At 71.5% G+C, this 20,600-nt stretch carries 17 protein-coding genes and 3 tRNA genes; 17 read left to right on the top strand and 3 right to left on the bottom strand.

Annotated features, from left to right (window positions below; all coding sequences use genetic code 11):
* Positions 1-78: 78 nt before the first annotated feature.
* Positions 79-567: a YajQ family cyclic di-GMP-binding protein gene (locus G9H71_RS15600; RefSeq protein ID WP_166283455.1), complete on the bottom strand. Its 489-nt coding sequence runs from the start codon at positions 565-567 to the stop codon at positions 79-81.
* A 155-nt stretch (positions 568-722) separates the two neighbouring features.
* On the opposite strand from G9H71_RS15600, the gene G9H71_RS15595 reads away from it, so the two are divergent.
* The 9 genes from G9H71_RS15595 to G9H71_RS15555 all read left to right on the top strand — a co-directional run bounded on the left by G9H71_RS15595 (position 723) and on the right by G9H71_RS15555 (position 5,131).
* A tRNA-Tyr gene (locus G9H71_RS15595) sits at positions 723-804 on the top strand.
* A gap of 345 nt (positions 805-1,149) precedes the next feature.
* Positions 1,150-1,674, top strand: a complete 525-nt coding sequence (locus G9H71_RS15590) for a SigE family RNA polymerase sigma factor (RefSeq protein WP_166283453.1) — start codon at positions 1,150-1,152, stop codon at positions 1,672-1,674.
* Entirely contained in the window at positions 1,671-2,618 is a 948-nt protein-coding gene (locus tag G9H71_RS15585) for a serine/threonine-protein kinase (RefSeq protein ID WP_166283451.1), read from the top strand. The genes G9H71_RS15590 and G9H71_RS15585 overlap by 4 nt, the downstream gene beginning before the upstream one ends.
* 107 nt (positions 2,619-2,725) lie before the next feature.
* Positions 2,726-2,798 (top strand) — tRNA-Thr (locus G9H71_RS15580).
* A 35-nt stretch (positions 2,799-2,833) separates the two neighbouring features.
* Positions 2,834-2,906: transfer RNA gene (locus G9H71_RS15575), tRNA-Met, on the top strand.
* A 40-nt stretch (positions 2,907-2,946) separates the two neighbouring features.
* Positions 2,947-3,111: a 50S ribosomal protein L33 gene (rpmG, locus tag G9H71_RS23915; RefSeq protein ID WP_166166767.1), complete on the top strand. Its 165-nt coding sequence runs from the start codon at positions 2,947-2,949 to the stop codon at positions 3,109-3,111.
* A 41-nt stretch (positions 3,112-3,152) separates the two neighbouring features.
* Positions 3,153-3,608: an FAS1-like dehydratase domain-containing protein gene (locus G9H71_RS15565; protein WP_166283449.1), complete on the top strand. Its 456-nt coding sequence runs from the start codon at positions 3,153-3,155 to the stop codon at positions 3,606-3,608.
* Complete coding sequence (locus tag G9H71_RS15560; protein ID WP_166283447.1) at positions 3,605-4,030, top strand: MaoC family dehydratase; 426 nt, start codon at positions 3,605-3,607, stop codon at positions 4,028-4,030. The genes G9H71_RS15565 and G9H71_RS15560 overlap by 4 nt, the downstream gene beginning before the upstream one ends.
* Before the next feature lie 21 nt (positions 4,031-4,051).
* Positions 4,052-5,131, top strand: coding sequence for a UDP-N-acetylmuramate dehydrogenase (locus tag G9H71_RS15555; RefSeq protein ID WP_331273038.1), 1,080 nt, complete (start codon positions 4,052-4,054; stop codon positions 5,129-5,131).
* Positions 5,132-5,345: 214 nt separating this feature from the next.
* Here G9H71_RS15555 and G9H71_RS15550 read toward each other — a convergent pair whose 3' ends face one another.
* Together G9H71_RS15550 and G9H71_RS15545 are read right to left on the bottom strand one after the other, a co-directional pair.
* Entirely contained in the window at positions 5,346-6,344 is a 999-nt protein-coding gene (locus tag G9H71_RS15550; RefSeq protein ID WP_231134902.1) for an adenosine deaminase, read from the bottom strand.
* 89 nt (positions 6,345-6,433) lie between these two features.
* On the bottom strand, positions 6,434-7,672 hold the full coding sequence (locus G9H71_RS15545) for a pyridoxal phosphate-dependent aminotransferase (RefSeq protein ID WP_166283445.1): 1,239 nt from the start codon (positions 7,670-7,672) through the stop codon (positions 6,434-6,436).
* A gap of 322 nt (positions 7,673-7,994) precedes the next feature.
* Here G9H71_RS15545 and secE point away from each other — a divergent pair, with 322 nt between their 5' ends.
* The 8 genes from secE (at position 7,995) to G9H71_RS15505 (ending at position 20,160) form a co-directional block, all read left to right on the top strand.
* Complete coding sequence (gene secE, locus G9H71_RS15540; protein WP_166283443.1) at positions 7,995-8,291, top strand: preprotein translocase subunit SecE; 297 nt, start codon at positions 7,995-7,997, stop codon at positions 8,289-8,291.
* 137 nt (positions 8,292-8,428) lie between these two features.
* On the top strand, positions 8,429-9,379 hold the full coding sequence (gene nusG / locus G9H71_RS25555; protein WP_407939771.1) for a transcription termination/antitermination protein NusG: 951 nt from the start codon (positions 8,429-8,431) through the stop codon (positions 9,377-9,379).
* 45 nt (positions 9,380-9,424) lie between these two features.
* Positions 9,425-9,856, top strand: coding sequence for a 50S ribosomal protein L11 (gene rplK / locus G9H71_RS15530; RefSeq protein WP_166283441.1), 432 nt, complete (start codon positions 9,425-9,427; stop codon positions 9,854-9,856).
* 94 nt (positions 9,857-9,950) lie between these two features.
* Positions 9,951-10,670 (top strand): 50S ribosomal protein L1, encoded by a 720-nt coding sequence (gene rplA, locus G9H71_RS15525; protein WP_166283439.1) that lies wholly within the window; start codon positions 9,951-9,953, stop codon positions 10,668-10,670.
* Between the two features lie 382 nt (positions 10,671-11,052).
* A complete protein-coding gene (gene rplJ / locus G9H71_RS15520; RefSeq protein ID WP_166283437.1) occupies positions 11,053-11,649 on the top strand; it encodes a 50S ribosomal protein L10 in 597 nt (198 codons plus the stop codon).
* A gap of 70 nt (positions 11,650-11,719) precedes the next feature.
* Positions 11,720-12,112: a 50S ribosomal protein L7/L12 gene (gene rplL / locus G9H71_RS15515; protein ID WP_166283435.1), complete on the top strand. Its 393-nt coding sequence runs from the start codon at positions 11,720-11,722 to the stop codon at positions 12,110-12,112.
* A gap of 555 nt (positions 12,113-12,667) precedes the next feature.
* Complete coding sequence (rpoB, locus tag G9H71_RS15510; protein WP_196792148.1) at positions 12,668-16,183, top strand: DNA-directed RNA polymerase subunit beta; 3,516 nt, start codon at positions 12,668-12,670, stop codon at positions 16,181-16,183.
* A gap of 98 nt (positions 16,184-16,281) precedes the next feature.
* Positions 16,282-20,160, top strand: a complete 3,879-nt coding sequence (locus tag G9H71_RS15505; protein WP_166283431.1) for a DNA-directed RNA polymerase subunit beta' — start codon at positions 16,282-16,284, stop codon at positions 20,158-20,160.
* Positions 20,161-20,600 lie beyond the last annotated feature (440 nt).

Raw genomic sequence — 20,600 nt, 5'->3', positions numbered from 1 at the left:
CCGCCCGCTGTGCCAGCCCGGGCCGGCTCCGTGCCGGCTCCGTGCCGGCTCCGTGCCGGCTCTCGCAGCGGCGTCGGCCTAGCGGTAGTTCACGAACTGCAGGGCGATGTCGAGGTCCTTGCCCTTGAGCAGGGCGATGACCTCCTGCAGGTCGTCCCGGCTCTTGGAGCTGACCCGCAGCTCCTCGCCCTGGATCTGCGCCTTGACGCCCTTGGGCCCCTCGTCGCGGATGATCTTGCCCAGCTTCTTCGCGTCCTCCTGCCCGATGCCCTGCTTGAGGTCCGCGGTGAGCTTGTACTCCTTGCCCGACGCCTGCGGCTCCCCGGCGTCGATCGCCTTGAGCGAGATGCCGCGCTTGATCAGCTTCTCCTTGAAGACGTCCAGGGCCGCCTTGAGCCGCTCCTCCGAGCCGGCGCTGAACGCGATGCGCTCGCCGGACCAGGCGATCGAGGCCCCGGTGCCCTTGAAGTCGAAGCGCTGGGACAGCTCCTTCGCGGTCTGGTTGAGCGCGTTGTCCACCTCCTGGCGGTCCACCTTGCTCACGATGTCGAACGACGAGTCGGCCATCTTGTGTGCTGCCTCTCCTTCACGTGCCGGTGTGCGGACGGGCCGTGCGACCGGTCCCGCGCGGGGCGGCCACCCTCCCGGTGGCGCCGGGCCCCGCCGCGATCGGCTATTCTTCCGCAGTCCCGCCAGGAGCCCTGGGCTGCACGGCGGGTCACGGCAGGTTGCCCGAGCGGCCAATGGGAGCGGACTGTAAATCCGTCGGCTTTGCCTACGAAGGTTCGAATCCTTCACCTGCCACCTTGGACGGCGTCCGGCCCTTCGGCCGGGCGCCGTCAGTGCTTTTCCCGGGCCGTCCACGGGGCTGCCCCACGGGCTGCTCCACGGGTCGCCCTACCGGCCGTCGGGCCAGCCGCCCCACCGGCCGTCGCGCGAGACTGCGCGCGACCTCGTCGCCGGCTGGGATGAACCTCCGCGCCCTTCTTATGTCTCCTTCCGGGCGTGCAGGCACTGTCTGGCGCCTTGGTAGGGCGTGTCCCGGGGGCTTCCCCCCGATCTGCCCTGCCTGCGCCTACCCTGGGACCGCGTCCAGCATCCGGAGCGGCAGTGGACGGGGGACATTCGGCGGTCGGCGACGGGAGGCGCATGGACAGCGCGCCCGAGGCGTTCGACCGCCTCCTGCGCGAGCGTTCCGCGGCCCTGCTGCGGACCGCGTACCTCCTCACGGGTGACCGCCATCTGGCCGAGGACCTGCTCCAGGCCGCCCTCACCAAGACCTACCTGCGCTGGTCCTCGCTGCGCGACGAGGCCGCGGCCGAGGCGTACGTCCGCAAGGTCATGGTCAGCGTCTACACCCGCTGGTGGCAGCGCAAGTGGAACGGCGAGCGGCCGACGGCCGAGCTGCCCGACGTCGAGCTGCTCGACCCCTACGGCGCCGCCGACGAGCGCGAGTACGTCCGGACCCTGCTCACGAGCCTGCCCCGGCGCCAGCGGGCCGTCATCGTCCTGCGGTTCTACGAGGACATGAGCGAGAAGGACATTGCCGAGGCGCTCGGGATCTCCCCGGGCACCGTGAAGAGCACCGCCTCCGCCGCGATGGCCCGGCTGCGCTCGATGGTCGCCGACGAGGCGTCGCCCGTTCCCACCCCGCACGAGAAAGGCGCGCCGTGAGCCGCCCCGACCCGTTCGACGCGTTCGACCCGCGTGTCGATGAGGTGCTTCGCCGCGGCCTCGGCCGCCTGGCCGACGAGAGCCCGCGCTACGTCGACGCCCAGGAGCTGAGCACCGCCGTGCTCACCCGCGCACGCCACGACCGGACCTCGCGCCGGCTCGCGGCCTGCGCCGCCGCCATGGTGCCCGTCGCCGCGCTCGCCGGATGGGCGCTCGGTGTCGCGGACAGGGGCGGGCCGGGGCCGGGGGAGACCGTCGCCGGCGGGCACCTGGTCACGGCATCCCCGGTGATCGCGTCCCCGTCGCCCACGACGTCAGCTCCCGTCACGGGCACGCAGCCTGCGGCCACAGCGGGCACGCAGGCCCCGGACGCGCCGGCCCTGCCCACGCCCGGCCTGCCCAACAGCGGGACGAGCCCCAAGGCGTCCGCGAGCCCGAGCGGTGTGCCCACGCCCTCCTCGCCGACCTCGAGCCCGACGGCGCCTGCGGCGTCGCCCACCGCGACGCCGTCGAGCACCGCGACGCAGGGGCCGCAGGCCCTGTCCGTCACGCTGTCGGTGGACGTCACGGGGACCAGCGTCTCCTGGCGGGTGACGTGGTCCGGAGGCCCGGACCCGGTGGCCAGCGTGGCCATCCTCGACGGGGCGGACCGGGTGCTCACCCGCACGATCAGCGACGACTGCACCCTTGCCCCGTCCGCAGGGGTGAGCGAGGGCGTGCTGGAGCTCAAGAAGCCCGGTGAGCACCGCCTCCGGGCATGGGTCAGCGCGCGTGGGTGCGACGGCGACGTCACCAGGCGCTCGGACACCGCCACTGTGAGCATCGACGGCGAGGCTCCGGAGCCGACTCCCACGCCGACTGCCACGCCGACGCCCACCCCGACGGGGACGGCTCCCGCGAGCCCGTCCCCGACCCCCGCCCGCGGCGGCGACCGGGTATCCTGACCTGCGAGAACGACCGGGCGGGAGCCGAGAAACATCCGCCCGGGCCACCAGCTCCGGCGACCGGTTCGCCGAACCGCCCGGGGCTTGTGTATCCTCGTTCCTCGCGTGCCCCAATAGCTCAGTCGGCAGAGCGTCTCCATGGTAAGGAGAAGGTCTACGGTTCGATTCCGTATTGGGGCTCTGAAAGTGCCTTCCCAGCACGGGAAGGCATTCGCGGCGGTGTAGCTCAGTTGGCAGAGCAAGCGGCTCATAATCGCTGTGTCACCGGTTCAAGTCCGGTCACCGCTACCCCGCGTCCCGCATCCGTAGCTCAAGGAAGGCTGCACCCGTGGCTGCCACCGACGTACGTCCGAAGATCACGCTGGCCTGCACGGTCTGCAAGCACCGCAACTACATCACCAAGAAGAACCGCCGCAACGACCCCGACCGGCTCGAGCTGAAGAAGTTCTGCCCGAACTGCCGGACGCACACCGAGCACCGCGAGACCCGCTGACCTTCGGGTCCGGCGCTACCGCTCTCCGAAGACTCGCTGCCGTGCCGCTCGACGCGTCGCTCGCCGGTCGTTCCTACCCGGCGTCTGCGCCGTACGAGATCGGCCGGGAGAAGCTTCGGGAGCTGGCCGAGGCCCTCGGCGACACCACGCCCGCCTACGTCGATCCCGACGCAGCGCGGGCGTTGGGCTATCCGGAGGTCGTCGCCCCTCCGACCTTCCCCTTCCTCGTTGCCTGGCGCGGGCTCGCCCCGCTGCTCGCCGACCCCGAGCTCGGCATCGGGCTCGAGCGCGTCGTCCACGGCGACCAGCGCTTCGCCCTGGCCCGCCCGCTGCAGGCTGGGGACCGGGTCACCGGCGCCGCGACCGTCGAGTCGGTCCGCGTGGTCGGCGGCAACGCGCTGATCTCGGTCCGGGTCGACCTGCGCGCCGAGGACGGCGAGGAGCTGGGCTCGGCCTGGTCCTCGCTGCTGGTGCGCGCTCCCGAGGCCGCCGCGTGAGCCGCCGCCCCGCCGCCGACGTCGCCGTCGGTGACGAGCTGCCGCCGCTCACGGTGCGCCTGGGCCGGGCCGACCTGGTCCGCTACGCCGGCGCCTCCGGCGACTTCAACCCCATCCACTGGGACGAGCAGGCCGCCCTCGCGATCGGGCTGCCCGGCGTCGTCGCCCACGGGATGCTCTCGATGGCGCAGGCCGCCCGCGTGCTCACCGACTGGGCCGGCGACCCCGGAGCGGTCGTGGAGTACTCCGTCCGCTTCACCAAGCCCGTCGTCGTGCCCGCCGCCCCCGACGTCGCCGAGCTCGTCGTTGCCGGCCGCGTCACCGAGGTCCTCGACGGCGGCCGCGTCCGCGTCGAGCTCACGGCCACCTCGGCCGGGGTCAAGGTGCTGGGCCAGGCCCGCGCCGTCCTGCAGCTCGCCTGACCGTTCGCATACCGTCGGTCCGTGACCTCCTCCGACCTCGCGCCCCCCGCTGCGGCCGGCCCTGCCCCGGCCGGGCAGGACCTGCCGCTCGCCGCGCTCACCACGCTCCGCGTCGGCGGCCCCGCCCGGCGGCTGGTCCGCGCGAGCTCCGAGGCCGAGCTGATCGAGGCCGTACGCAGCTGCGACGAGGCCGGTGAGCCGCTCCTCGTCCTCGGCGGCGGCAGCAACGTGCTCGTCGCCGACGCGGGCTTCGCGGGCACGGTCGTCCTCGTTGCCACCAGCGGGACCGAGCTGGTCGACTGCGGCTGCGGCTACCCCACGCTGCGCGTCGCCGCGGGAGAGGACTGGGACGCGGTCGTCGTCCGGGCGGTCGAGGAGTCGCTCGCCGGTATCGAGTGCCTGTCCGGGATTCCCGGCACCGCTGGCGCGACGCCCGTTCAGAACGTCGGCGCGTACGGCCAGGAGGTCTCCTCCACCGTCGAGCGGGTCCGTGCGTACGACCGTGTCGAGCGCCGCGTCCGCACCTTCCCGGTGGGTGACTGCGGCTTCGGCTACCGCACCAGCCGGTTCAAGCAGGAGCCCGGCCGCTACGTCGTCCTCGAGGTCGAGTACGCCCTGCGCCCCGCCTCAATGTCGGACCCGGTCCGCTACGCCGAGCTGGCCCGCGCGCTCGGCATCGAGACCGGTGCGCGCGCGCCGCTGCCCGCCGTGCGCGAGGCGGTCCTCGCGCTGCGCGCGGCGAAGGGCATGGTGCTCGACGCCGACGACCCCGACACGTGGAGCGCGGGCTCGTTCTTCACGAACCCCGTCCTGGCCCCGGACGACGCCGCTGCGCTGCCCGCAGAGGCGCCGCGCTGGCCGGCGGGGGACGGGCTGGTCAAGGTGCCGGCCGCCTGGCTGATCGAGCAAGCCGGCTTCGGCAAGGGCTACGGCACGGGGCTCGCGCGGCTCTCGACCAAGCACACGCTGGCCCTGACCAACCGCGGCGGCGCGGCCGCCGCCGACCTGGCTGCCCTGGCGCGGGAGGTGCGCGACGGCGTGCGCGCCCGCTTCGGGATCGAGCTCGTCCCCGAGCCGGTGCTCGTCGGCCTCAGCCTCTGACAGGCCCCGCCCCTGCTCGGCAGGCCAGCGCTCGCCCGCTGAGCGCGAGCCCTTCCCTGCGCTGATCATGCACTTATGGCGAGTTATCCACACTTCGAAGGGCTGTGGAAAACTCGCCATATGTGCATGATCAGCGGGTGTGCGTGGTCTGCGGGTGCGGGGGCGGGTGCGGCTCGGCGTACGCGGTGTCGGCTCGCTTCCAGAGCGGGGCGGCTCAGGGGGCGGAGGAGGCTGACGCGGGGTCGACCGCGTCCCCGGCAGGCGTGGCCAGCCAGTCGTCGACGCCCTTGAGCAGCCGCTCCTTGACGTCCTGCGGGGCGAAGGACGCCGTGATCGAGCTGCGGGCCAGGCCGGCCAGGGCCGCGTCGTCGAGCCCGTGGACGTCGCGCACCAAACCGTATTGCGCGGTGAGCCGCGACCCGAAGAGCAGCGGGTCGTCCGCGCCGAGGGCGACGGGCACGCCGGCGGCGAGCATGGCGGGCAACGGGACCTGCTCGGCCCGGTCGAAGACGCCCAGGCTGACGTTGGACGAGGGGCAGACCTCGCAGGCGACGCCGGCCGCGGCCAGCTCCTCGAGCAGCGCCGGGTCCTCGGCGGCGCGTACGCCGTGGCCGAGCCGCCGGGCCCCGAGCGCGGACACGCACGCCCGCACGGACTCCGGGCCGAGCAGCTCCCCGCCGTGCGGCACGCCGGGCAGCCCCGCCCGCGCCGCGATGGCGAAGGCCGGGCCGAAGTCCTCGGTGCGCCCGCGCCGCTCGTCGTTGGAGAGCCCGAACCCGACGACGCCCTGCCCGACGTAGCGGGTGGCGAGCCGGGCGAGGGTGCGCGCGTCGAGCGGGTGCCGGGTGCGGTTGGCCGCGACGATCACCCCGACGCCGATCCCCGCGCGCTCGCCGGCGTCGGCGGCTGCGTCGAGGAAGAGCTCGAGGAAGGAGGTGAGCCCGTCGAAGCGCGCGCCGTAGCCCGACGGGTCGACCTGCATCTCCAGCCAGCCCGAGCCCTCGGCCGCCTCGTCCTCGGCCGCTTCGCGCAGCAGGCGGCGCACGTCGTCCTCGGTGTGCAGCACCGACCGGGCGGTGTCGTAGAGCCGCTGGAACCGGAACCAGCCCCGGCTCTCGACGTCGGTCAGCTGCGGCGGCTCGTCCGAGCGCAGGGACGGCGGCAGCCGAACGCCCGCCCGGTAGGCCAGCTCGACCAGCGTCCGGTGCCGCATCGAGCCGGTGAAGTGCAGGTGCAGGTGGGCCTTGGGCAGCAGCGCGAGGTCGCGCCGGGCCCCGGGCCCACCTGCCGGCGTACGCCCGCTCAGCTCGTCTCGCCGAGCAGGCGCTGCACCCGGCTGACGCCCTCAGCGAGGTCGTCGTCGCCGAGCGCGTAGGACAGGCGCACGTAGCCCGGGGTGCCGAACGCCTCGCCCGGCACCATCGCGACCTCGGCCTCCTCGAGCACGACCTCGCACAGCTGCGCCGAGGTCTCGACCCGGCGGCCGCGGATCTCCCGGCCGAGGGCCTGCTTGACCGAGGGGTAGCAGTAGAACGCGCCCTCGGGCTCGGGGCAGACGAAGCCGGGGACCTCGTTGAGCATCCGGACCATCGTCTGGCGGCGCCGGTCGAAGGAGACCCGCATCTGCCGGGCGGCGGACAGGTCGTCGGTCACGGCGGCGAGCGCAGCGGCCTGGGAGACGTTGGCGACGTTGGAGGTCGCGTGCGACTGCAGGTCGGCGGCGGCCTTGACGATGTCCTTCGGCCCGATCAGCCACCCGACGCGCCACCCGGTCATGGCCCAGGTCTTGGCGACGCCGTTGACGACGACCGTCTGCTCGGCCAGCTCGGGCACGGCGACCGAGATGGAGGAGAAACGTGCGTCGCCGTAGACGAGGTGCTCGTAGATCTCGTCGGTCACGACCCAGAGCCCGCGCTGCACGGCCCAGCGGCCGATCTCTGCGACGGCCTCGGGGGAGTAGACGGCGCCGGTCGGGTTGGAGGGCGAGACGAAGAGCAGGACCTTGGTGCGCTCGGTGACCGCGGCCTCGAGCTGCTCGACGCTCACCCGGTAGCCCGTGCTCTCGTCGGCGGTCACCGGGACCGGGACGCCGCCGGCGAGCTTGATGCTCTCGGGGTAGGTCGTCCAGTAGGGCGCCGGGACCAGGACCTCGTCGCCCGGGTCGAGCAGGGCGGCGAACGCGTTGTAGACCGCCTGCTTGCCGCCGTTGGTGATGAGGACCTGAGAGGCGGCTACGGTGAGGCCGGAGTCGCGGGCGGTCTTGGCGGCGACGGCCTCACGCAGCTCGGGCAGGCCGCCGGCCGGGGTGTAGTGGTGCATGCGCGGGTCGGTGCAGGCCCGGACCGCCGCCTCGACGATGTGCTCCGGGGTCGGGAAGTCCGGCTCGCCGGCCGCGAAGCCGATGACGGGGCGCCCGGCCGCCTTGAGCGCCTTGGCCTTCGCATCGACGGCCAACGTGGCCGACTCGGTGATCGCGGAGAGCCGCGCGGACACGCGGCGGGAGGCTGGAGACGTCGGGGGCAGACCGGCTGGCACGCTCATGGCCCAGATGCTCCCACGCCCCGCCGACGGCCCGTCGGGGAGTTTCCCACGGGGCCGCGGGCGAGGGCCGGGTTTGCCGGGCGTTCGACCTGAACGCCCGCCGCGCCGTACACTGGCCCGTCGGCGCTGTGGCGCGCCCGCGTGCGCCTGCCAGGCACGGAGCAAGAGCTGGCGCGTGCGGCCGCTGCGCGACCCGTAGGGCGAGGCAGCTCGAGCCACTTCACCCGCCGGGGCCGGCCGACCGATGCCTGACCGAACGCCTGGCAAGCCAGCCCAGGTGGACCAGCACCCGTGAGCACACCGAGAGCACTGGAGCCGACGCGTGACCGAGCTGCACGACGGCAGCGCCGTCCCCGAGCGCGAGACCGGCGACGACCGCCGCGAGACCGGCTCCGTCGCCTCTCGCGAGAAGTCCGACCGGCGGGGCTCGTCCCCGGTGGCGCGGACCTCGCTCTACTTCCGCCAGGTCGTCGCCGAGATGCGCAAGGTCATCTGGCCGACGCGCCACGAGCTGACGACCTACACCACGGTCGTGCTCGTGTTCGTGCTGGTCATGATCGCGATCATCTCGGTCCTGGACTACGGCTTCGGCCGGCTCATGTTCTGGGTGTTCGGCTAGCCGACCGGCCTGCCGCGCCGGACGGCGCGCCCGGCCGGCGTCGGGACGCCCCGCGACCGAGCCGGCACCGAGCCGAGCCAGCACCGACAGAACCCAGCACCGACCCGAGACCCCGCACCGAACCGAGGTAGCCGAACGTGTCCCAGACCCCCTTCGAGCCGACCGCTCCGGAGGACCCCGAGTACGGCCTGCAGCGCAGCGAGAACGCCGAGGCCGCCGACGCCGAGGGCGTTGCGCCGCGGGTGTCCCCGTACGCGTCGGGCGTCGGGATCGACGACACCGCGGCCGACCCGGGCGACGACCTGGCCTCGGGCACGGACGAGCTCGGCGGCACGACCGACGTGACCAGCGGCTACGTCGAGGGCGCGGCGGTCGCCGGCGCGACCCAGGACGAGCTCGCCGAGGGCGGCTTCGCCGACGCGTCGGCCGACGCCGTCGAGGAGCCGGCCGCGACGGAGTCCGAGTCCGGGCCCGAGGCCGCGCCCGAGGAGGAGCAGGACCCCGTCGAGGCGTTCTACGACGCGCTGCGGCGGGCGCCCGGCGACTGGTACGTCGTGCACTCCTACGCGGGCTACGAGAACCGGGTGAAGTCCAACCTCGAGCAGCGCATCTCGAGCCTCAACATGGAGGACTTCATCTATCAGATCGAGGTGCCCATGGAAGAGGTCACCGAGATCAAGAACGGCCAGCGCAAGCAGGTGCGGCGCAACAAGTTCCCCGGCTACGTCCTGGTCCGCATGGACCTGACGGACGAGTCGTGGGGCGCGGTGCGCAACACCCCCGGCGTGACCGGGTTCGTGGGGCACACCCACTCCCCGACGCCGCTCAGCCTCGACGAGGTCGGGCGGATGATCGCGCCGAAGCCCGAGGAGAAGCGCCCCGGTGCCGGCGGTGCCGCCGCGCCCGAGGTCAAGGTCGTGGACTTCTCCGTGGGCGACTCGGTGATGGTCAACGAGGGGCCGTTCGCCACGCTGCACGCCACGATCACCGAGATCGACGTCGACGCCCGCAAGGTGCGCGCCCTCGTCGAGATCTTCGGCCGTGAGACCCCGGTCGAGCTCCCGTTCAGCCAGATCCAGAAGATCTGAGCCGGCCCCACCACCAAGCGCACAGAAGATCGAAGGACGCGAGAGATGCCCCCCAAGAAGAAGCTTGCAGCGATCATCAAGCTGCAGATCCAGGCCGGCGCGGCCACGCCGGCCCCGCCGGTCGGCCCGGCGCTCGGCCAGCACGGCGTCAACATCATGGAGTTCGTCAAGGCGTACAACGCCGCGACGGAGGCCCAGCGCGGACAGGTCGTCCCCGTCGAGATCAGCGTCTACGAGGACCGCTCGTTCACGTTCGTCACGAAGACGCCGCCGGCCGCCAAGCTGATCCTGGCCGCCGCGGGCGTGGCGAAGGGCTCCCCGGAGCCGCAGAAGACCAAGGTCGCGAAGCTCACCCGCGCCCAGGTCCGTGAGATCGCGCAGACCAAGATGCCCGACCTCAACGCCAACGACCTCGACGCCGCCGAGAAGATCATCGCCGGCACCGCCCGGCAGATGGGCATCACGGTCGAGGGCTGAGCGTTCCGCTCGGCACCCGTCCCGCCCAGCACCCCCGTGGAAGGGCCGCGCGCGGCCCGATGACCACGACTCCACCTCACGTTCAGGAGCAGCAGTGAAGCGCAGCAAGGCATACCGCTCTGCGGCCGAGAAGGTCGACTTCGACAAGCTGTACGGCCCGGTCGAGGCCGTCCGGCTGGCCAAGGAGACCTCCACGGTCAAGTACGACGCCACGGTCGAGGTCGCCCTCCGCCTCGGTGTCGACCCCCGCAAGGCCGACCAGATGGTCCGCGGCACGGTCAACCTCCCGCACGGCACCGGCAAGACGGCTCGCGTCCTCGTCTTCGCCACCGGTGACCGCGCGGCAGCGGCCGAGGCCGCCGGCGCCGACATCGTCGGCTCGGACGAGCTGATCGAGGAGGTCCAGAAGGGCCGCCTCGACTTCGACGCCGTCGTCGCGACCCCCGACCTCATGGGCAAGGTCGGCCGCCTCGGCCGCGTGCTCGGCCCCCGCGGCCTGATGCCGAACCCGAAGACCGGCACGGTGACGGCCGACGTCGCCAAGGCCGTCTCGGACATCAAGGGCGGCAAGATCGAGTTCCGCGTCGACCGGCACTCGAACCTGCACTTCATCATCGGCAAGGCGAGCTTCGACGACCGTGCGCTCGTCGAGAACTACGCCGCCGCGATGGACGAGATCAACCGTCTCAAGCCCTCGGCAGCCAAGGGCCGCTACATCAAGAAGGCGACGATCACCACGACGATGGGCCCCGGCATCCCGCTGGACGCCGCTCGCCGCGCGGTTCTCGAGGACGAGGCGACCGCCTCGGCCTGACCGCCGCACCGCCTCCGCAGGGGCGCGCATCCTTGAGCCGTAGGGCCGGGAGCGCGCCCCTCGCGCGTTCGCGGGCCGGACGGGTGCCCCGGGGCGCCTCCAGTGATCCACGGCCGCCGGGCGTCGCCGGGCGTTTGGCACCGGTCGCGCCATGACGTACGCTGATGCCACCGAAGACCGCTGGCCGCTGCATGCCCGCGCGACGCCCGTCGCTCAGGACCTGCAGCCGAAGGCCCCGCAGGACGTGGGCGACCCGCGCAGGTGACCGGAAGTGCTCGACGCGCATGCTTCGCCGTGCCGTCTCCCACGCCCCGTGCGCCGCGCGCCGGGGCGTTCGTCGTCTCCGCAGGGCCTCCGTGCGCCGGCACCCGAAGGGAGACCCATGGCGAGGCCCGACAAGGCCGCCGCTGTCGCCGAGTTGACGGACCACTTCCGCAGCTCGTCCGCGGCGGTGCTCACCGAGTACCGCGGTCTCACCGTCGCCCAGCTCAAGGAGCTGCGCCGTTCGCTCGGCGACGGTACGACCTACGCCGTGGTGAAGAACACGCTGACCAAGATCGCTGCGCGGGACGCCGGCGTCGGGGGCCTGGACGACCTGCTTGCCGGTCCGTCCGCGGTCGCCTTCGTCAAGGGCGAGCCGGTCGACGCGGCCAAGGCCCTGCGTGACTTCGCCCGTGCGAACCCCCTGCTCGTCATCAAGGGCGGCGTGCTCGACGGCCGCCCGATCTCGGCCGAGGACATCTCCAAGCTCGCGGACCTGGAGTCCAAGGAGGTCCTCCTGGCCAAGGCCGCCGGGGCGATGAATGCCTCGCTGGCCAAGGCGGCTGCGCTGTTCCAGGCGCCGCTGTCGCAGGCCGCCCGCCTGGCCGAGGCGCTGCGCGCCAAGCAGGCCGAGGGTGCCCCCGCCGAGGAGGCCGCTCCCGCGGCCGCCGACGCGGACGCTCCCGCCGAGTCGACCGAGGCTCCGGCCGAGGCCTGACGTGCCCCCTGCGAGGCGCTCGCGCCCCGCGAACTCTGTTTCTCCCCATCTGTAGGAAGGACCCGCCACCATGGCGAAGCTCAGCACCGACGAGCTGCTCGACGCGTTCAAGGAGCTCACGCTCATCGAGCTCAGCGAGTTCGTGAAGCAGTTCGAGGAGACCTTCGGCGTCACCGCCGCCGCTCCGGTCGCCGTCGCGGCCGCCCCCGCTGCCGGTGGCGCCGGTGGCGAGGCCGCCGCCGCCGAGGAGCAGGACGAGTTCGACGTCATCCTCGACTCGGCCGGCGACAAGAAGATCCAGGTCATCAAGGAGGTCCGTGGCCTCACGAACCTCGGCCTCAAGGAGGCCAAGGACCTGGTCGACGGCGCGCCGAAGCCCGTCCTCGAGAAGGTCAACAAGGAGACCGCTGAGAAGGCGAAGGCGGCCCTCGAGGGCGCCGGCGCCTCGGTGACGGTCAAGTAAGACCCCCCTCGCACCCGCGGGCCCGCCCGCAGCTGCGTCTCTCGAGCCGCTCGTCCCGCCTGCGCGGGGCGGGCGGCTCGTGCGTTCTGCGGCCCGGCCGGCGTGACGGGGGAGGGCCGGCCGTGCGCCGGGTGCGTCGCCACTCCGGGTGTGGACGTCCGCCGTCGCCCCGCCGGTGGAGCAGGTACGGTTTCGTCGGGCACCAGGCGTGGTAGGACGGGATTCGTGCGCCGGGCCGGCAGTTGCGGCGATGCGCTTGACCCGGGTGCGGTCGGGGAGTCATCCTCTTCGCGCCGGCCCGAGCAAGGCGCTAGCGGCTGGGTGGCCGGCACGAGAGATTGCAGGAGGGGCGTGCGAAGCCTGCGGAGCCCGGATGGGCGCCGAAAGGGAACCGCACGAGCCGACGCCGGGGTTTGCGTCAGCCTGCCCGTGAGGGTATGCTGACGCTTTGCGCTGCCCGATGTACCTCAGATGCCCCGACAGGCTCATGCCGTCGGAGGTGGGGGGCCGGGCTCGCCCGTCTGCCTCGAGCTCCGAGCCTCGGAAGGACCCCTCTTGGCCGCCCCGCGCACTGCAGAACCCGGCTCCGCGTTGAACACCAATCAGCTCAACGCCGCCAGCTCCAACAGCACCGCCCCCACTCGTATCTCCTTCGCCAAGATCCGCGAGCCGCTTGAGGTCCCGAACCTCCTCGCGCTGCAGACCGACAGCTTCGACTGGCTGCTCGGCAACGCGAAGTGGAAGGCCCGCGTCGAGGCGATGCGGGCCGACGGCCTGCTCGTCCCGGAGAAGTCCGGGCTCCAGGAGATCTTCGAGGAGATCAGCCCGATCGAGGACTTCCAGGGGACCATGTCCCTGTCGTTCTCGGACCCCGAGTTCTACGAGCCCAAGTACTCCGTCGAGGAGTGCAAGGAGCGCGACATCACCTACTCGGCGCCGCTGTTCGTCACGGCCGAGTTCATGAACAACAACACCGGCGAGATCAAGTCGCAGACGGTGTTCATGGGTGACTTCCCGCTCATGACCAACAAGGGCACGTTCATCATCAACGGCACCGAGCGTGTCGTCGTGTCCCAGCTCGTGCGCTCGCCCGGCGTCTACTTCGACAAGACGCTGGACAAGACCTCCGACAAGGACGTCTTCGGCGCCAAGATCATCCCGAGCCGCGGCGCGTGGCTCGAGTTCGAGATCGACAAGCGCGACCAGGTCGGCGTCCGCGTCGACCGCAAGCGCAAGCAGTCCGTCACCGTGCTGCTCAAGGCCCTGGGCTGGGACGACGCCCGGATCCTCGAGGAGTTCGGCGAGTTCGAGTCGATGCGGTCCACGCTGGAGAAGGACCACACGACCGGCCAGGACGACGCGCTGCTCGACATCTACCGCAAGCTGCGCCCGGGCGAGCCGCCGACCCGCGAGGCCGCGCAGACGCTGTTGGAGAACCTCTACTTCAACCCGAAGCGCTACGACCTGGCCAAGGTCGGCCGCTACAAGGTCAACAAGAAGATCGGGACCGACGGCGAGATCGGCGCCGGCGTGCTGACCGTGGACGACATCGTCGCCACGATCAAGTACCTCGTCTCGCTGCACGCGAACCAGCCGGCGATGGAGTCCGCCCGCGGGCAGGTGCGCGTCGAGGTCGACGACATCGACCACTTCGGCAACCGCCGCATCCGCACCGTCGGCGAGCTCATCCAGAACCAGGTCCGCACCGGCCTGTCCCGGATGGAGCGCGTCGTGCGCGAGCGCATGACGACCCAGGACGTCGAGGCGATCACGCCGCAGACCCTGATCAACATCCGGCCCGTCGTGGCGAGCATCAAGGAGTTCTTCGGGACCTCCCAGCTCAGCCAGTTCATGGACCAGACGAACCCGGTCGCCGGCCTCACGCACAAGCGCCGACTCAACGCGCTCGGTCCCGGTGGCCTGTCCCGTGAGCGCGCGGGCATGGAGGTCCGCGACGTCCACACGAGCCACTACGGCCGCATGTGCCCGATCGAGACCCCCGAGGGCCCGAACATCGGCCTCATCGGCTCGCTCGCGACCTACGCGCGGATCAACCCGTTCGGCTTCATCGAGACGCCCTACCGCAAGGTCGTCGACGGCCGCGTCAGCGACGACGTCGACTACCTCACCGCGGACGAGGAGGACGAGCACACGATCGCGCAGGCGAACGCTCCGCTGAACCCGGACGGCTCGTTCGCCGAGGCCCGCGTGCTCGTCCGCCGCAAGGGCGGCGAGGTCGACTTCATCCCCGGCGACGAGGTCGACTACATGGACGTCTCGCCGCGCCAGATGGTGTCGGTCGCGACGGCGATGATCCCGTTCCTCGAGCACGACGACGCCAACCGCGCGCTCATGGGCGCCAACATGCAGCGCCAGGCGGTCCCGCTGCTGCGCAGCGAGTCCCCGCTGGTCGGCACCGGCATGGAGTACCGCGGCGCCAAGGACGCGGGCGACGTCATCGTGGCCGAGAAGGCCGGCGTGGTGCAGGAGGTCTCGGCCGACTACATCACGGTCGCCAACGACGACGGCACCTACCAGACCTACCGGGTGCAGAAGTTCCGCCGCTCCAACCAGGGCACGGCCTTCAACCAGCGCCCGATCGTCGACGAGGGCCAGCGCCTCGAAGAGGGCCAGGTCATCGCCGACGGCCCGTGCACCGACCAGGGCGAGATGGCCCTCGGCAAGAACCTCCTCGTGGCGTTCATGTCGTGGGAGGGCCACAACTACGAGGACGCGATCATCCTCAGCCAGCGCCTGGTGCAGGACGACGTCCTCTCCTCGATCCACATCGAGGAGCACGAGGTCGACGCCCGCGACACCAAGCTCGGCCCGGAGGAGATCACCCGGGACATCCCGAACGTCTCCGAGGAGGTCCTCGCCGACCTCGACGAGCGCGGCATCATCCGCATCGGCGCCGACGTGGTCACCGGCGACATCCTGGTCGGCAAGGTCACGCCCAAGGGCGAGACCGAGCTGACCCCCGAGGAGCGCCTGCTCCGCGCGATCTTCGGCGAGAAGGCGCGCGAGGTCCGCGACACCAGCCTCAAGGTCCCGCACGGCGAGTCCGGCAAGGTCATCGGCGTGCGCGTCTTCGACCGCGACGAGGGCTTCGAGCTCCCGCCGGGCGTCAACCAGCTGGTCCGGGTCTACGTCGCGCAGAAGCGCAAGATCACCGACGGCGACAAGCTCGCCGGCCGGCACGGCAACAAGGGCGTCATCTCCAAGATCCTCCCGGTCGAGGACATGCCCTTCCTCGAGGACGGCACCCCCGTCGACATCGTGCTCAACCCGCTGGGCGTGCCCGGCCGCATGAACGTCGGGCAGGTGCTGGAGACCCACTTGGGCTGGGTGGCCAAGACTGGGTGGAACGTCGAGGGCGAGGACGAGCCCGGCGAGTCGTGGAAGGCGTCGCTGCGCTCGATCGGCGCGGACTCGGCCCCTCCCGGCACCAACGTCGCGACCCCGGTCTTCGACGGTGCCCGCGAGGAGGAGATCACCGGCCTGCTCGACTCGACGACGCCGACGCGCGACGGGGTCCGCCTCATTGGCAGCTCGGGCAAGGCGCGCCTCTACGACGGGCGCTCCGGCGAGCCGTTCCCGGCGCCGGTCTCGGTCGGCTACATCTACATCCTGAAGCTGCACCACCTGGTCGACGACAAGATCCACGCCCGTTCGACCGGCCCGTACTCCATGATCACCCAGCAGCCGCTCGGCGGTAAGGCCCAGTTCGGCGGCCAGCGCTTCGGCGAGATGGAGGTCTGGGCCCTGGAGGCCTACGGCGCGTCCTACGCGCTGCAGGAGCTGCTGACGATCAAGTCCGACGATGTCCTCGGCCGCGTGAAGGTCTACGAGGCGATCGTCAAGGGCGAGAACATCCCCGAGCCGGGCATTCCTGAGTCCTTCAAGGTGCTCATCAAGGAGATGCAGTCGCTCTGCCTGAACGTCGAGGTGCTCTCCAGCGACGGCATGTCCATCGAGATGCGCGAGACCGACGAGGACGTCTTCCGGGCGGCCGAGGAGCTGGGCATCGACCTGTCGCGGCGTGAGCCGAGCAGCGTCGAAGAGGTCTGACGGAAGGCCGGCGGGGCGCTGCAGCCGGACAGGCTGCGGCGCCCACCGGCCCCCCTCACCGCTCGTGTCGAGACCTTGATTTGAGAGAAGGAAACCGCGTGCTGGACGTCAACTTCTTTGACGAGCTGCGCATCGGCCTGGCGACCGCTGACGACATCCGCCAGTGGTCGCACGGCGAGGTCAAGAAGCCCGAGACCATCAACTACCGGACGCTGAAGCCGGAGAAGGATGGCCTCTTCTGCGAGAAGATCTTCGGTCCCACCCGGGACTGGGAGTGCTACTGCGGCAAGTACAAGCGCGTCCGCTTCAAGGGCATCATCTGCGAGCGCTGCGGCGTCGAGGTCACGCGCGCCAAGGTGCGCCGTGAGCGCATGGGCCACATCGAGCTCGCGGCGCCCGTCACGCACATCTGGTACTTCAAGGGCGTCCCGAGCCGGCTGGGCTACCTGCTCGACCTGGCTCCCAAGGACCTCGAGAAGATCATCTACTTCGCGGCCTACATGATCACCGAGGTCGACGAGGAGCGTCGCCACGTCGACCTGCCCTCGCTCGAGGCGCAGATCGGCGTCGAGCGCGGCCAGCTCGAGCAGCGCCGCGACTCCGACGTCGAGGCCCGCCAGCGCAAGCTGGAGGAGGACATCGCCGCGCTCGAGGCCGAGGGGGCCAAGAGCGACGCCCGGCGCAAGGTCCGCGAGGGCGCCGAGCGCGAGATGAAGCAGATCCGCGACCGCGCGCAGCGCGAGATCGACCGCCTCAACGAGGTCTGGGACCGCTTCAAGGGGCTCAAGGTCCAGGACCTCGAGGGCGACGAGATCCTCTACCGCGAGATGCGCGACCGCTTCGGCGAATACTTCAAGGGCGGAATGGGCGCGGCGGCCATCCAGGCGCGCCTGCAGTCCTTCGACCTCGAGGCCGAGGCCGAGAAGCTGCGCGAGATCATCCGCACCGGCAAGGGCCAGAAGAAGACCCGCGCCCTCAAGCGGCTCAAGGTCGTCAGCGCGTTCCTCAACACGCGGAACTCGCCGAACGGCATGGTCCTCGACTGCGTCCCGGTCATCCCGCCGGACCTGCGCCCGATGGTGCAGCTCGACGGTGGCCGTTTCGCGACGAGCGACCTCAACGACCTCTACCGCCGCGTCATCAACCGCAACAACCGACTGAAGCGGCTTCTCGACCTCGGCGCGCCCGAGATCATCGTCAACAACGAGAAGCGCATGCTCCAGGAGGCCGTGGACGCGCTGTTCGACAACGGCCGTCGTGGTCGTCCGGTGACCGGGCCGGGCAACCGCCCGCTCAAGTCGCTGTCGGACATGCTCAAGGGCAAGCAGGGCCGGTTCCGCCAGAACCTGCTCGGCAAGCGCGTCGACTACTCCGGCCGGTCGGTCATCGTCGTCGGCCCGCAGCTCAAGCTCCACCAGTGCGGCCTGCCCAAGCAGATGGCGCTCGAGCTGTTCAAGCCGTTCGTGATGAAGCGGCTCGTGGACCTCAACCACGCGCAGAACATCAAGTCGGCCAAGCGCATGGTCGAGCGCGCCCGCCCGGTCGTGTGGGACGTGCTCGAGGAGGTCATCACCGAGCACCCGGTGCTGCTCAACCGCGCGCCCACGCTGCACCGCCTCGGCATCCAGGCCTTCGAGCCGCAGCTGGTCGAGGGCAAGGCGATCCAGATCCACCCGCTGGTCTGCACCGCCTTCAACGCCGACTTCGACGGCGACCAGATGGCGGTCCACCTGCCGCTGTCGGCCGAGGCGCAGGCCGAGGCCCGCGTCCTGATGCTGTCGAGCAACAACATCCTCTCGCCGGCGCACGGTCGTCCGATCACCGCGCCGACCCAGGACATGGTGCTCGGCATCTACTTCCTCACCTCCCAGCTGGAGGGGGCCGAGGGCGAGGGGCGCGTCTTCTCCTCGGCGGCCGAGGCGGTCATGGCGTTCGACCAGCGGACGCTGTCGCTGCAGGCGCGGATCAAGATCCGGGTCAGCGACGTCGTGCCGCCGGCGGGCTTCGCCGCTCCCGAGGGCTGGGAGCCGGGGCAGCCGTACCTCCTGGAGACCACGCTCGGGCGGACCTTGTTCAACGAGGCGCTGCCGGCGGACTACCCGTTCGTCGACCGGGTCGTCGACAAGAAGGTGCTCTCGGGCATCGTCAACGACCTCGCCGAGCGCTACCCCAAGGTGCAGGTCGCCGCGACGCTGGACGCCCTCAAGGCGGCCGGCTTCCACTGGTCGACCCGTTCCGGCGTCACGATCTCGATCGAGGACGTCGTCACGCCGAAGGCGAAGGCGGCGATCCTCGAGGAGCACGAGGTCCGCGCGGAGAAGGTGCAGGGCCAGTACGAGCGCGGCCTCATCACCGACGACGAGCGTCGCCAGGAGCTCATCAACATCTGGACCGAGGCGACGAACAAGGTCGCCGAGGCCATGCAGCAGGAGTTCCCGCGCCAGAACACCGTCTTCATGATGGTCAACTCGGGCGCGCGCGGTAACTGGATGCAGGTCCGCCAGATCGCCGGTATGCGCGGCCTCGTGGCGAACCCGAAGGGCGAGATCATCCCGCGCCCGATCAAGTCCAACTTCCGCGAGGGCCTGTCGGTCCTGGAGTACTTCATCGCCACCCACGGCGCCCGCAAGGGCCTCGCGGACACCGCTCTGCGTACCGCCGACTCGGGCTACCTCACCCGTCGTCTGGTCGACGTCTCGCAGGACGTCATCATCCGCGAGGAGGACTGCGGCACCGACCGCGGCATCGTGATGCGGATCGCGGACCGGTCCGCGGACGGCTCCAAGCTCGTCCGCGCCGAGAACGTCGAGACGAGCGTCTACTCGCGCAACCTCGCCGAGCCGGCCGTCGGGCCGGACGGCACCGAGGTGGCGCCGGCCAACACCGACCTCGGTGACGTCGTGATCGGCCGGCTGGTGGACGCGGGCGTCGAGACGGTCAAGGTGCGCTCGGTCCTGACCTGCGACAGCAAGGTCGGCACCTGCGCCATGTGCTACGGCCGCTCGCTGGCCGCGGGCAAGCTCGTCGACGTCGGCGAGGCGGTCGGCATCATCGCCGCCCAGTCGATCGGTGAGCCGGGCACGCAGCTGACGATGCGCACCTTCCACACCGGCGGTGTGGCGGGTGACGACATCACCCACGGCCTGCCGCGTGTGGTCGAGCTCTTCGAGGCCCGCACCCCCAAGGGCGTGGCCCCGATCTCGGAGGCGGCCGGCCGGGTCTCCATCGAGGAGACCGACAAGTCGCGCAAGCTCGTCGTCACCCCCGACGACGGGTCGGAGGAGATCGGCTACCCGGTCTCCAAGCGGTCGCGGCTGCTGGTCAGCGAGGGCGACCACGTCGAGGTCGGGCAGAAGCTCGTCCAGGGCGCGGTCGACCCGAAGCAGGTGCTGCGCATCCTGGGCCCGCGCCAGGTGCAGATCCACCTGGTCGAGCAGGTCCAGGAGGTCTACCGCTCGCAGGGCGTGTCGATCCACGACAAGCACATCGAGGTCATCGTCCGCCAGATGCTCAAGCGGGTGACGATCATCGAGTCCGGCGATGCGGAGCTGCTGCCGGGCGAGCTCGTGGAGCGCTCGCGCTTCGAGGTGGAGAACCGCCGTGTGGTGGCCGAGGGCGGGCAGCCGGCTTCCGGCCGTCCCGAGCTCATGGGCATCACCAAGGCCTCGCTGGCCACCGAGTCGTGGCTGTCGGCAGCCTCGTTCCAGGAGACGACGCGGGTCCTCACGACCGCGGCGATGGAGGCCAAGAGCGACTCGCTGCTCGGCCTCAAGGAGAACGTCATCATCGGCAAGCTCATCCCGGCCGGTACGGGCCTTGCCCGCTACCGCAACATCCGGGTCGAGCCCACCGAGGAGGCGAAGGCGGCCATGTACTCCCTGCCGGGCTACGAGGAGCTGGACTACAGCCCCTTCGGCCAGGGCTCGGGCCAGGCCGTCCCGCTCGAGGACTACGACTACGGCCCCTACACGGGCTGATCGCAGTCCCTGGTCCCGTCCGGCGCCGGTCGTCCCCTCGTGGGGCGGCCGGCGTCGGCCGTTGGGGGCGGGAGCGGCCACAGCGGCGGGGGAGGGCGGGCTGCCTGTCGCGGGCGAGGACGGGCCCGGGGCCGTACGCGGTCCCGAGGCGTGCGTGCAAGGGGCCAACCGCGCCGTGCGGGGCGGGAACACGGCGCGCGCGGGAGCGGTTGTCCGGTGGGACGGCGGCCCGTCCATCGGTACGCGGTGGGCGGGGGTTGAGCGCGGGCGAGGGTGCAGAACCGCCCTCTTTTGACCCCAGCGGGGCCCGCTCTGTAATCTGGTTACTCGTGCCTGGGGGAACCCAGGCCTTCGCGTGTGCGCGCGCCAGCGCGACAGGGAGCCACACCGCAGCTCATCACACGGTGAGCTTCCCGCACCGGGCGACACGCCCGACTGCG

Origin of the sequence: Motilibacter deserti (assembly GCF_011250635.1) — a bacterium.
GTDB lineage: Bacteria > Actinomycetota > Actinomycetes > Motilibacterales > Motilibacteraceae > Motilibacter_A > Motilibacter_A deserti.
Note: the sequence above shows the minus strand (reverse complement) of the source record. Positions and strands in the feature narration are given on the sequence as shown.